12 protein-coding genes are annotated in these 13319 nt (G+C 37.9%); 11 read left to right on the top strand and 1 reads right to left on the bottom strand.

Translation table 11 applies throughout. The features are described from left to right. The first annotated feature begins 29 nt into the window (after positions 1-29). Positions 30-1343: a hemolysin family protein gene (locus BCI01S_RS04370; RefSeq protein ID WP_047940755.1), complete on the top strand. Its 1314-nt coding sequence runs from the start codon at positions 30-32 to the stop codon at positions 1341-1343. Between the two features lie 60 nt (positions 1344-1403). Continuing rightward, entirely contained in the window at positions 1404-2465 is a 1062-nt protein-coding gene (locus BCI01S_RS04365; RefSeq protein ID WP_061796884.1) for a hemolysin family protein, read from the top strand. A gap of 105 nt (positions 2466-2570) precedes the next feature. Here the strand turns inward: BCI01S_RS04365 and BCI01S_RS04360 are convergent, their stop codons facing one another. Then, the gene (locus tag BCI01S_RS04360) at positions 2571-3473 is read right to left on the bottom strand and encodes an STAS domain-containing protein (protein ID WP_082809998.1); all 903 of its coding nucleotides are present in this window, start codon (positions 3471-3473) and stop codon (positions 2571-2573) included. 219 nt (positions 3474-3692) lie between these two features. Here BCI01S_RS04360 and prfA point away from each other — a divergent pair, with 219 nt between their 5' ends. From prfA to pruA, 9 genes are all read left to right on the top strand, one after another. Next, the gene (gene prfA, locus BCI01S_RS04355; protein ID WP_047940752.1) at positions 3693-4766 is read left to right on the top strand and encodes a peptide chain release factor 1; all 1074 of its coding nucleotides are present in this window, start codon (positions 3693-3695) and stop codon (positions 4764-4766) included. Beyond that, a complete protein-coding gene (prmC, locus tag BCI01S_RS04350; protein ID WP_061796880.1) occupies positions 4759-5622 on the top strand; it encodes a peptide chain release factor N(5)-glutamine methyltransferase in 864 nt (287 codons plus the stop codon). Before prfA ends, prmC begins: the two co-directional genes overlap by 8 nt. Positions 5623-5885: 263 nt before the next feature. After that, positions 5886-6662 carry a stage II sporulation protein R gene (gene spoIIR / locus BCI01S_RS04345; protein WP_061796879.1) on the top strand — a complete coding sequence of 259 codons (777 nt, stop codon included), beginning with the start codon at positions 5886-5888 and terminating at the stop codon, positions 6660-6662. Between the two features lie 212 nt (positions 6663-6874). Beyond that, positions 6875-7804 carry a metal ABC transporter solute-binding protein, Zn/Mn family gene (locus BCI01S_RS04340; RefSeq protein ID WP_061796877.1) on the top strand — a complete coding sequence of 310 codons (930 nt, stop codon included), beginning with the start codon at positions 6875-6877 and terminating at the stop codon, positions 7802-7804. A gap of 2 nt (positions 7805-7806) precedes the next feature. Then, positions 7807-8541, top strand: a complete 735-nt coding sequence (locus BCI01S_RS04335) for a metal ABC transporter ATP-binding protein (RefSeq protein ID WP_061796876.1) — start codon at positions 7807-7809, stop codon at positions 8539-8541. After that, on the top strand, positions 8541-9449 hold the full coding sequence (locus tag BCI01S_RS04330; RefSeq protein ID WP_061796874.1) for a metal ABC transporter permease: 909 nt from the start codon (positions 8541-8543) through the stop codon (positions 9447-9449). Before BCI01S_RS04335 ends, BCI01S_RS04330 begins: the two co-directional genes overlap by 1 nt. Continuing rightward, positions 9449-10342, top strand: coding sequence for a metal ABC transporter permease (locus tag BCI01S_RS04325; protein WP_061796873.1), 894 nt, complete (start codon positions 9449-9451; stop codon positions 10340-10342). Before BCI01S_RS04330 ends, BCI01S_RS04325 begins: the two co-directional genes overlap by 1 nt. A 308-nt stretch (positions 10343-10650) precedes the next feature. Further along, positions 10651-11565 carry a proline dehydrogenase family protein gene (locus BCI01S_RS04320; protein ID WP_061796870.1) on the top strand — a complete coding sequence of 305 codons (915 nt, stop codon included), beginning with the start codon at positions 10651-10653 and terminating at the stop codon, positions 11563-11565. A gap of 87 nt (positions 11566-11652) precedes the next feature. Continuing rightward, positions 11653-13227: an L-glutamate gamma-semialdehyde dehydrogenase gene (pruA, locus tag BCI01S_RS04315; protein WP_061796866.1), complete on the top strand. Its 1575-nt coding sequence runs from the start codon at positions 11653-11655 to the stop codon at positions 13225-13227. Positions 13228-13319: the final 92 nt, after the last annotated feature.

Below are 13319 nucleotides of genomic sequence, written 5' to 3'. Positions count from 1 at the left end.
AGGTGAATCCCTCGAAACGAGGGAAATAATTGGACATAATAACGATAATCAATTTATTTTTACTAGTGCTATTAATAGCGCTAACAGCTTTCTTTGTTGGTGCAGAATTTGCTGTTGTTAAAATTCGTATGTCAAGAATTGATCAGTTAATAGCAGAAGGAAATAAGAAGGCCATTATGGCGAAGAAAGTAGCAAGTGAGTTAGATTACTATCTTTCTGCCTGTCAATTAGGTATTACCGTAACCGCACTTGGTCTTGGTGCCCTAGGAAAACCGGCAATTGAGCAACTATTGTATCCAGTATTTAATTTACTGAATGCTTCTCCATCTGTTGCCTCAGTTGCTTCCTATGCTATTGCTTTTGCATTGGTAACTTTCTTGCATGTGGTGGTAGGAGAAATGGCCCCGAAAACACTTGCTATTCAATTCGCTGAAAAATTAACCTTATTGCTGGCGCCGCCATTATATTGGTTTGGTAAGGTGATGAAACCTTTTATATGGGCATTGAATGGTTCTGCACAAGTAGTACTTCGTTTAATGGGGATCAAACCTGTTAAGCACGAACAGGCCTATTCTGAAGAAGAATTGAAAATAGTAATGACACAGAGTTATCAAGGTGGAGAAATTGATCAAACAGAGCTTGAATATATGGAAAATGTATTTTCCTTTGATGAAAGAGTAGCGAAGGATATTATGGTTCCTAGAACAGAGTTAGTAACACTAAATAAAGATATGTCCTATGAAGAGATTGTAAAGGTCTTGGATGAGCATAATTATACGCGCTATCCTGTAACAGAGGATGGAGATAAAGATCATATTATTGGTGTAGTGAATGTAAAGAAAATGCTCACACAAATGGCTTGGGGAAGAAATCGTCAATTAGAAGAGTTCGTTCGTGACCTTCCGGTTGTGTTAGAAGTAACAAGATTGCAGGATGCTCTTTTAAAAATGCAGCAGGAGAGAGTGCATATGTTATTGGTTATTGATGAGTATGGTGGTACTTCTGGTATCCTGGCAATGGAAGATATACTAGAGGAACTTGTTGGAGAAATCCGTGATGAGTTTGATGCAGATGAAGTGGCGGACATCCGAGAGTCGGGGAAGGATAAATATTTCATTAATGGCCGTGTATTGCTAGATGAATTAGAAGAACGTTTTGGAATCCCGTTTGAAGAAAGGGAAGAACTTGATACTATTGCAGGCTGGATACAATATCAGCTATTAGATACAGCAAAAATTGGGGATCAAGTAGAACAAGGGGACCGATTATGGACTGTGACCGATATGGATAACTACCAGATCAAAGAGGTTAGCCTTACACAAAACGCTTTTAAAACTATCTAGATGTCAAAACTGCTTTATCGATAACTCATGGAGGTGAATCCCTTTAAAAGAGGGAAATAATTGGACAGTATAATACTATTGAATTTGTTTTTAGTAGCAGTATTTATTATGTTAACAGCGTTTTTCGTTGGGGCGGAATTTGCTATTTTAAAAGTAAGAATGTCACGGCTGGATCAGCTTATTGCCGAGGGAAATAAAAAGGCAATTATTGCAAAAAAAGTAGCGCATGACTTAGATTACTATTTATCTGCCTGTCAGCTTGGGATTACCATTACGGCATTCGTTTTAGGAGCTTTAGGGGAACCAACAGTAGAAAAAATCCTTCATCCTTTGTTTGAGAGGTTCGATGTGCCTAATGCTTTATCAACTGTACTCTCCTATGCAATTGCTTTGTCAGTTGTTTCTTTTTTACATGTTGTAGTCGGAGAATTGGCTCCAAAGACATTGGCTATTCAATATGCTGAAAAAATGACGCTGATGTTTGCTCCTGGCTTATATTGGTTTGGGCAGGTTACAAAGCCGATTATCCATGCTCTAAATGGCTCATCTAGAGCGATCCTCGGATGGTTTGGTATAAAACCGACTGGACATGAAATAGCCCATTCGGAAGAGGAATTAAAGTTGATTGTGACTCAAAGTTATGAGAGTGGCGAAATCAATCAAACAGAATTAGCCTATTTAAAGAATATTTTTGCTTTTGATAATCGAATTCTAAAAGAAATTATGATTCCAAGAGAACAAATTGTGAATGTAGAAATAGAAATGTCATTGGAAGAAATGTTGACTGTCTTGGATACACATGAATATACTCGTTACCCTGTTACAAAGGATGGAACAAAGCTAGTAGGGTATGTAAATACAAAAGAAATGCTGCCAAATGTGGTAGCAGGAAGAGAAACGAAAATGGAAGAATTTATTCATGAGATGCCTATTTTTTTTCAAACGTCACCAATCAAAAATGTTCTTCTTAAAATGCAGCAAGAAAGAGTGCACATGGCTTTAGTGAAAAATGAAAGAGGCGTAATTGTAGGACTCGTTACAATGGAGGACATTCTAGAAGAGATTGTTGGCGAGATACGTGATGAATTTGTAGGAGAAGAAATTCTGAATAAAGGATTCTAATTTTACTAGTTTAATAGAAAAAAGATTAATAACTCTGCTAAATCATTTATTGCTATGCAGGAAATCCATTTCCGATAGTAGTATAAACAATTTAGCAGAGTTTTTTTATGGTTTATGCTTTGCGAAAGGCATAGTACTAATGCTAGAGGCTGCGACATCTAAAGACTTTTCCTGTAAAGATAGCGCTTGTTTTAGCGTACTGAATGTGGAAACTTTCCCCAATTTAATTCCCAAGGCAGCAATCATTTGTGCTGTATCAGGACTAAGTCCAGAAATAGTAGACTCAATACCAATGAAAGAAAGTATTTTTGTTAGTTTCATTAACTCATGCAAAACCATTGTATCAATGGAAGAAATACCTGATAAATCAATGAACAGATGCTCAATGCCTTCCTCTTTGCAGCGTACAGGAACGGTTTCTAATATTAGTTTTGCACGTAAGCTATCAATGTCACCGATTAGGGGAAGAACACCAATCGAATCAGTAATTGGAATAACAGGAACGCTTAATTGCTGGATAAGCTCCTCTTGGGAATGGATTTTTTCTTTGGTAAAAGTATGATACATACTGGTAAATTGATTTGTCAATTGATCAAAAGTAGAGTGATATTTAGTGCTCCATTGTAAAACTAAGGCTGTTGAAACTTCTTTATGCTCAAGGATAAATTGTTCAATTGTATCCCATATTGCCTTTCTTGTAATACTTAATGCCTCTAATACTTCATGAACAGGCGTTGCTAATTCTACCCTGCTTTTAGCAACTTCATTTGCCCATACTTCTAGATTATCAGCAAAGATGCTTTCATCTTCTAGAAATGCACTGATAACAGTCTGAATGGTAAAAGCATGCTGCTTTTTAAGCATTTCTTCAACTGCAGGGGAGGTGTTTTTTGAGTAAATAGACCCTGGTTCTCCATCTTTAATAGCAAACCATGTTTTCGTAATAGAGGGCGCCTTGTCCATCACATATTCGTAAATGGAATGGTTCGTTAGGGACATATTTGTCATTTCCTCTCTTTTTAGTGTTATATCTATTATAATAGATAATGAAAAAATTGGCTCTACATTCTTATGCTTATTTAATTAAGGCGCTATTTTTTAAGTGGAAGAATTTTTTTGAAAAAGAAAAGAAGCGATAAAATGCTATTTTTCATAAGAATTGGTTTTGACGAGAAAAATAGCCTATAATATAATGAATACGTTATGGATAAAAACGAGGTGAATAGTGTGTTTGATCGTCTTCAAGCTGTCGAGGATCGTTATGACAAGCTTAATGAATTATTAAGTGATCCTGAAATTGTGAATGATACAAAAAAACTGCGTGACTATTCGAAGGAACAATCGGATATTCAAGAAACAGTAGAAGTTTATCGTGAATATAAAGAAGTAAAAGAACAGCATGTAGAAGCTAAAGCAATGCTGGAAGAAAAGCTAGATCCAGAAATGCGCGAGATGGTAAAAGAGGAATTAGATGAAACAGCAGCACGTATTGAAGAGTTAGAAGCACGTTTGAAAATATTGTTAATCCCTAAAGATCCTAATGACGATAAAAACGTTATTATGGAAATAAGAGGTGCTGCCGGAGGAGATGAAGCTGCATTATTTGCAGGGGATCTTTTCCGTATGTATAGCCGCTTTGCGGAGGCGCAAGGATGGAAGATGGAAGTCATCGATGCGAGCTCAACAGGTGTTGGCGGCTATAAAGAAATCATCTTTATGATTAACGGAAAAGGGGCATACAGCAAATTAAAGTTTGAAAATGGGGCCCATCGTGTACAGCGGGTGCCGGAAACGGAATCTGGTGGTCGTATCCATACGTCTACTGCAACAGTTGCTTGTTTGCCTGAAGCAGAAGAAGTAGAGATTGAAATCCATGAAAAAGATATTCGTGTAGATACATTTGCTTCTAGTGGTCCTGGAGGGCAAAGTGTTAATACAACGATGTCTGCTGTCCGTTTAACGCATCTTCCAACAGGTACAGTCGTTTCCTGTCAGGATGAAAAATCACAGATAAAAAATAAAGAAAAAGCAATGAAAGTATTACGTGCGCGTGTTTATGATAAATTCCAGCAAGAAGCACAAGCAGAATATGATCAACAACGTAAATCTGCGGTTGGAACAGGGGACCGCTCTGAGCGTATTCGTACGTATAATTTCCCGCAAAACCGTGTGACTGACCATCGTATCGGATTAACTATTCAAAAGTTAGACCAAATTCTTCAAGGAAAAATGGATGATATTATCGATGCCCTCATTTTTGAAGAACAATCTAGTCGTTTGGAAAGTGCTTCCGATGTGTAAGGTATTTGAAGCCCTAAAATGGGCTTCTTCTTTTTTAAAGGAGCATAATAGAGAAGAATATGCAGCGGAGTTATTATTAAGGCATTCTTTACAAGTGAGTAGATCTGAAATGCTTATGAAATTTCGTGAAGACATAGGTGATGAACAATTCAAGGATTTCCAAAAGCTAGTCTACTTGCATGCCAAAGGACAACCAGTCCAATATATTATTGGTCAAGAAGACTTTTATGGCAGAGCTTTTAAGGTGAATAAGGAAGTGCTCATTCCTCGACCAGAAACGGAGGAGCTTGTACAATCTGCGCTTGCACGGATAGATAGACTGTTTGGAAAAGATGCAGCGTTAAAGCTAATAGATGTGGGGACAGGAAGCGGGGCAATTGCTGTGACTATGAAGCTAGAATGTCCATCCTTGCAGGTGGTAGCTAGTGATCTTTATGAAGTTTCATTAGCTGTTGCAAAGCAGAATGCTGGGAATTTAGGGGCAGATCCAATAGAATTTGTACAAGGAGATTTATTGCAGCCATTTATTGCCCAAGGGAAAAGCTTTGACGTTGTACTCTCCAATCCTCCCTATATACCAGAAGGGGATGTCATGACGATGTCTGACGTGGTAACCGAGCACGAGCCGCATAGAGCACTGTTTGCCGGAGAAGATGGGCTCCTTTTGTATAAAAGGCTATGTGAAGAACTACCTCAGGTCGTCAAGGAAAAAGCTATTATTGGCTTTGAAGTAGGTGCGGGCCAGAGCAATGCTGTTGCACAGCTTTTAGAAGCCGCTTTCCCTCAGGCAAAAGTAGAAGTTCAATATGATATCAATGGCAAAGATCGCATGGTATTTGCCGAAGTAGGCTTTTGATTAGTAGGAGAAAAGGCATATGCTATACCCGGTTATACGGTGTAATAGCATATGCTTTTTTTATTTGGGAAGAGTCGTTTTATAAGTTGGAGAGGAGGAGCCGCAAGTGTAAGGTGGGAGAACTGCAAGAAAAAGCAGCAAACGGCAAAATAAATGAAGACAAATTCCCATTCTACAAAAAATTACTCCAAAAAAATGAAATTTACTAGTTTAAGATTCTATTAATCTGCCCACACTGTGTTAGTGAAGGGGCGGTGCTAAAGATGAAAAATAAACCGATGGCAACTATTTATTTATTTGTACTTATTTTATCTACAATGATGAGTTTATATATTCCAAAAAATGAAGTGACAGCAAATAATGAAGTAATTATTCCTAATGATGCGATTCGTCTAAGAATTTTAGCAAATAGTGATAAGGAAAATGATCAGGAGTTAAAAAGAAAAGTAAGAGATGCTGTAAATGAGGAAATTACAAACTGGGTTTCCGAATTAACTTCTAAAGAAGCAGCAAAAGACTTATTGAAGAAAAAATTACCAGAGATTAAACTGATTGCGGAAAGAGTAGTAGAAGAAGAAAAAGCCAATCAAGCTGTAAATGTTACGTTTGATAAAGTGGATTTTCCAACTAAGCTTTATGGTGAGTTCTTATATCCAGCTGGACAATATGATGCCATTTTAATTACTTTAGGAGAAGGTGAAGGGGCAAATTGGTGGTGTGTTCTTTTCCCGCCATTATGCTTCTTGGATTTCTCTAACGGAGTTGCGGTAAGTGATGGATTTGAGGAAGAGAAGAAAGAAGAAAAAGAAGATAAAGCAGTAAAGGAAGAAAAGAAAGAAAAGAAAGAAAAGAAAGAAAAGAAAGAAAAGAAAGAAAAGAAAGAAAAGAAAGAAAAGAAAGAAAAGAAAGAAAAGAAAGAACAAAAAGAACAAACTAAAGCGGAAGAGAAACAAGATCCTGTATTTGTAGAAGGAGAAAAAGAAGAAGAAGTAGAAGTGAAATTCTTTCTTGTGGAGTTATGGGAGAAGATATTTGGATAACAAAATAGTTTTTAAGAGAGATGCTGTTAATAAAGGCATCTTTTTTTATTGAATGTTAGCAAAGTTACTTAAAAAATTTTCCCTAATCACGATTAAATCATTGACATTTTTCGAATAGTTAAGTATTTTGTATATAAACATAAAAGTTTCCTTAGGGAAACAAATTGTCCAAATGGTATGTTTGTTGCGATAAAGAAAAGGGGGCAGGAATAATGTGGAAATTGGTACTAACAGGATTGCTAATGTCGTTTGTTTTTCTAACAGGATGTTCAGCTGAATCAACGGAATCAAAAGAAGATGGTAAGCTTACGATTGTTACTACAATTGCGCAAATTGCAGAGCCTATGTCGGTTATTGGCGGCGATAAAGTAGAAGTGCAAAGCTTGATGGGACCTGGAGTGGATCCTCATTTGTATACAGCGACACAAGGGGATATCCAGAAAATGGATGGGGCGGATATTGTCTTTTATAGCGGGCTGCATCTAGAGGCAAACATGGTAAAGGTTTTTGCAGAAATCGGCAAAACAAAACCAGTTCTTGCGATTGGGGATGGTATCGCAGAAGAGAAGCTTTTGAAGGATGAGGAAGGCGCAATTGATCCCCATATTTGGTTTGATGTTGATTTGTGGAAAGAGGCACTTGATGCTGCAACGACCGAGTTAAAGAAAGCGTCACCTGATGATAGTGACTATTTTGAAAAAAATAAACAGGAATATTTTGCGAAATTAGATTCATTAAAAGAAGAAGCAAGAACACAAATGGAATCATTACCTGAAGATAAGCGGGTATTGGTTACAGCACATGATGCATTTGGCTATTTTGGAAGAATGCTAGATATAGAGGTTGTTGGTTTACAAGGTTTAAGTACGGAAGCTGAAATTGGGTTAACGGATATAGAGGATACTATTGCATTACTAGTAGAGCATCAAGTTCCAGCAGTTTTTGTTGAAAGCAGCATTAACCCAGCCTCCATCAATGCCGTTCTGGAAGGAGCAAAAAAACAAGGGCTTGATATAGAACTTGGAGGAGAATTATTCTCTGATGCTATGGGCGATGCGAAATCGAATGAAGGAACATATATCGGGATGTATGAACATAATGTTTCAACCATCTATCAAGCATTGAGCAGAGGAGTGGAATAAAGATGGAGACAGTACTTACAGTGGAAAATGTGTCCGCTGCTTATCGTAAAAATGAAGTACTATCTGATGTTAGTTTTCAAGTGGAGAAGGGAACTCTGACGAGTATCGTCGGACCAAATGGGGCCGGGAAATCTACTTTGTTAAAAGTAATATTAGAGCTTCACCATGCTATTAGTGGAGAGGTGAACTTTTTTGGTGAAACCTATCAAACAGCCAAATCGAGAATTGGGTATGTACCCCAGCGTGGTTCGGTAGACTGGGACTTTCCAACAAATGCTCTTGATGTAGTAACAATGGGTTTATATGGGCAAATAGGGTGGCTCAAGTGGCCGAAGAAAGAGCATAAACAAAAGGCAATGGCAGCCTTAAAAGAAATGAAGATGGAAGACTATGCAGATCGTCAGATTAGTCAGTTATCAGGTGGACAGCAGCAGCGTGTGTTTCTTGCACGCGCGCTGGCGCAAGAGGCTGATCTTTACTTCTTAGATGAACCGCTTGCTGGAGTAGACGCAACAACGGAAAAGGCGATTATGGAAACCTTAAAGATGTTGAAAGAGCGCGGTAAAACTGTTATGGTCGTCCACCATGATTTGCAGACTGTTGAAGAATATTTTGATCATGTTCTCCTGTTAAATAAAACAGTCATTGCCCATGGTCCTACAAGTGAGACTTTCACAAAAGAAAACATTAGGAAAGCATATGGTGGTACCTTGCACTGGATGGGAGAGAAGAGATAATGTTTAGTTTTCTTTCTTATAATGCGCAATCTGTATTATTCAGTACGTTCTTATTAGGAATGGCAGCAGGTGTTATTGGAAGCTTCGCTTATTGGAAGAGACAAAGCTTAATGAGTGATGCCCTTTCTCATGCTGCGTTACCAGGAGTTGTATTAGGGTTTATAGTACTGGGAGAAAAAAATCTATTTGTCATGATAATTGGAGCAGCGATTACCGCTTTATTAGGTGCATTTCTTATTCAGTGGATCAGAAGCTCAAGTCGTGTGAAAGAAGATGCAGCCATGGGAATTGTATTATCAGTTTTCTTCGGCTTAGGGATTATGCTGTTGTCATTTGCTAATCGAATGCCTGGCGGTAATCAAAGTGGACTGGATAGTTTTATTTTTGGGCAAGCGGCATCTATGGTATCAAGAGATGTCTGGACCATGATGATGGTGGCTATTATTGTACTTTTCTTAACAGTAATTCTTTTTAAAGAGTGGAAAATTTTTTTGTTCGATCCAAGCTTTGCGAAAGGATTAGGTATATCCATAACGGGGATGAATGCACTCTATATGGCAATTCTTGTTTTAGTTATTGTGGTTGGCATTCAAGCGGTCGGCGTCATATTAATGGCAGCCTTATTAATAATTCCAAGTGTAAGTGCTAGATATTGGACAGAATCCTTTAAAGTGATGGTGATTCTTTCCGCCTTGTTTGGAGGAGCCTCCGGAATGATTGGAACATTTTTAAGCACAATTGGAAAAGGATGGCCAACTGGTCCGTTTATCGTAGTAACCGCAGCTGCTATTTTCTTTATCTCCTTATTTTTAGGAGGTAAAAAAGGATTGGCTGTTGTCTATTTTCAACAGAAACGACAAAGGAAGAGCATGGAGTTAGTAAAAATGACGAGGGAGGTAGAACAATAATGAGCTATACAGGTTGGATATTGTTGACTGCCTCATTAGTAGGACTAAGTTGTGGTTTAATTGGCGTTTTGTTGATTTTAAGAAGAATGGCTATGATGGCTGATGCTATTAGCCATACCGTGTTATTGGGGATAGTGTGTGCTTATTTAATAACACGAGAATTAACAGGAATTCATATGTTGATTGGCGCGGTTATTGCTGGCCTTATTACTGCGTTTTTCATTCAGTGGCTGCATTCACGCGGAGTTCAACAAGAAGCTTCGATTGGAATCGTCTTTACTACACTATTTGCGATAGGGGTCATTTTAATTGCAACCAAAGTAGGCAATGCCCATTTAGATGTGAAACATACTTTAATGGGAGAAATTACTTTCATCCCATGGGAAAGAGTAGAAGTCCCCATTCTAGGAAGTGTTCCAGAGGCAGTAGTATTACTTAGCGGCGTGTTATTTGTAATTCTATTGGTCATTATTACATTCTATAAAGAGTGGAAAATTACTTCATTTGATCCTGCACTTGCTGCAAGCCTTGGTATTCCGGTTATCTTTATGCATTATTTATTTATGTCTTTGGTTTCCTTAACAACAGTGGCAGCTTTTGATGCTGTTGGCGCAATTATGGTAGTAGCAATGCTTATTACTCCTGCGGCGGCAGCTTATTTATGGACAGATCGATTATCCTTTCTTTTTCTGTTAAGCAGTGGGTTTGGGATTTTATCGGCGTTTATTGGCTATTATATGGCGGTATGGTTAGATACCTCTATTTCAGGGGCGATGGCTTTTTCTACAGGTATCATTTTTATGATAAGCTTCCTTTGCTCTCCGAGATATGGAGTATTAGCAAAAAGAATGACTAGAAGAAAACACAACCAGAGAACATACAAAATTAGTTAAGAGATTGTCTGTGAAGTACTCTTTTAAAAGAGGGGTTAGAATCTTTTTTAAAGAGAGTACTAGTCGGACAATCTTTTTTTATGTGATTGGCAGCCTCAATCATTAATCATTTCGGATACTCTTCTCTCAAAATTTTAAGCAGCTATCAAAAGAAATAAATTATGCGCTTCCAGTATTTTAATAATAAAAATTAATCAGAAAATTATAGATTTCAAAGCTGGTATTATTGTATAATCGAAGTAAGAATTAAACACAAATGTACAGTGTTAAGATTTTAAACAAAAGTGTTCAAAAAGGGGAGCTTGATGATGGAAGTTGCATTGAGAAATATGTTTCAGTCATTAGCTAAGAATAAGTCCGCCAATAAATTAGCTCGCAAATACGGTTTACGCTTTGGAGCAAAACGATTCGTTTCTGGTGAAACGATAGCAGAGGCAATTTCAAAAGTCAGTGAATTAAACAAATCAGGTAGAGTGGTTACGCTTGATCATTTAGGAGAGTTTGTCTATACGAAAGAAGAAGCAGATGAATCAACGAGAATGTCTTTAAAAACACTAGATGAGATTCATGCATCTAGCGTTCACTCTCATTTATCAGTCAAAATGACATCACTGGGGTTGGATATTGATAAGGAATTATGCTTGAACAACATGCGGAAAATTGTTTCTAGAGCCAACCAATACGGAAACTTTGTCCGTATCGATATGGAAGACTACGCTCATTGTCAAGTAACCATTGATATTTATGAAGAGCTCCGCAAGGAATATGATAATGTTGGTTTGGTCATTCAAGCCTATTTGTATCGAACAGAAGAAGATATGAAACATTTGAATGAATTAAGCGCAAATCTGCGTTTGGTAAAGGGGGCTTATAAAGAGTCACCGGATGTTGCCTTTCCAGAGAAAAAGGACGTAGACGAAAATTATAAAAAAATTATTGAAATGCATATGCTGAATGGAAACTACACAGCTGTTGCCAGCCATGATGAAAAAATAATCCAATTCACTAAAGAGCTTGCCGCAAATCATGGGATTGATAAAGACAAGTTTGAATTTCAAATGCTGTATGGAATATGTGAGGATTTGCAAAATAAGCTAGTGAAAGAAGGGTACAAAGTAAGAGTGTATGTGCCATACGGAAAAGATTGGTTCGGCTATTTTATGAGAAGATTGGCAGAAAGACCAGCAAACGTTTGGTTTATTTTGAAAAACTTATTTAAGTAAGTCGGTAGAATCGAGCTCCCCTTTTTATATATTAAGTTTGCTAGATATCAGGATGAAAAAATATAAACAAAAAAGGAGAAATAAAAGATGACGAATATGACAAGTATCCCACCGTATAAAAATGAACCGTTTACCGATTTTACAAAAATCGAGAACCAGCATGCAATGGAAGCCGCTATTCAAAAAGTAAAAGAGGAATTAGGAAAAACCTTCCCCCTTGTAATTGGCAAAGCCAAAATTATGACAAAAGAAAAAACGGTATCGATTAATCCGGCGAATGTAGATGAAGTCATCGGAGAAGTAAGTAAAGGGAATAAAGAGTATGCAGAAAAGGCCATGCAGGAAGCCTTGCAATCGTTTGAGACATGGAAGAAAGTAAAACCAGCTGAGCGTGCTGAATATTTGTTTAAAGCTGCACAATTAATGAGGGAAAGAAAACATGAGTTTTCCGCATATTTAATCTTAGAGTCAGGGAAGAACTGGGTAGAAGCAGATGCAGATACTGCGGAAGCAATTGACTTCCTTGAGTTTTACGGGAGAGAAATGATTCGTTTAAGTGAGACATCGATCCACCAACCGCTATACCCGACAGCTGGTGAAGTAGATAATAAGATTACCTATATTCCGCTTGGGGTAGGGGTTGTTATTTCTCCATTTAACTTCCCGCTTGCTATTATGGCAGGGACAACAGTTGCTGGAGTCGTATCGGGGAATACCGTTATCTTAAAGCCGTCCGATAATACACCAGTTATTGCTGCTAAGTTTGTAGAATTAATGGAAGAAGTGGGTTTGCCGTCGGGTGTTATTAATTATCTTCCTGGCGATAGTTTGGAAGTAGGAGAATATTTAGTGGAGCATCCTAAAACAAGATTCATTTCCTTCACTGGATCTCGTGCTGTAGGCTGCCGTATCTATGAGCGTGCATCTGTTGTACAGCCTGGCCAAATGTGGTTAAAGCGAATTGTAGCCGAAATGGGTGGGAAAGATGGCATTGTAGTCGATGAAACAGCAGATCTTGATGCAGCAGCAGAAGCGATTGTGGCAGCGGCGTTTGGTTTTCAAGGTCAAAAATGTTCTGCTGGATCTAGAGCAATTATTGTGGAATCTGTGTATGATAAAGTCGTAGAAAAGGTAGTAGCACGAACAAAAAATTTAGCTATTGGCCTACCAGAGACGAATGCAGCAGTAGGGCCAGTGATTGATGAAAAAGCATTAAACAAAATACTAGGCTATATTGAAATTGGCAAAAACGAAGGGAACCTCGCAATAGGTGGGTCTCGTGCAGAAGGAAATGGCTACTATATTGAACCAACTATTTTTATAGATGTTCCCGCAGATGCTCGCATTATGAAAGAGGAAATTTTTGGTCCAATTCTCGCAATCTGTAAGGTGCCTGATTGGAAAACAGGTATTGAAGTATATAACGATACCGAATATGGCTTGACCGGCTCCTTTTTTTCTACTCAAGATGATCGAATCGAGTATGCATTAGAAAATCAGCATTGCGGCAATTTATATATTAATAAGAAATGTACAGGTGCATTAGTAGGAGTGCACCCATTCGGAGGCTTTAACATGTCTGGAACGGACTCCAAAGCAGGAGGATTCGACTATCTGTTACTTTTCACACAAGCTAAACTAAGCACGAAAAAAGTACTGTAATCAGTGTAATTGCTAGCTGTCTTTTGGGGAAATGATGGTAGGCAGAGTAAATCCATAGTCAAAAATAAACCAACTTAATCAAGCTGACTCTA

The sequence above is a fragment of the Niallia circulans NBRC 13626 genome, from assembly GCF_001591585.1.
Lineage (GTDB): Bacteria > Bacillota > Bacilli > Bacillales > Cytobacillaceae > Niallia > Niallia circulans.
This window is presented reverse-complemented; position numbering and strand designations above follow the sequence as displayed.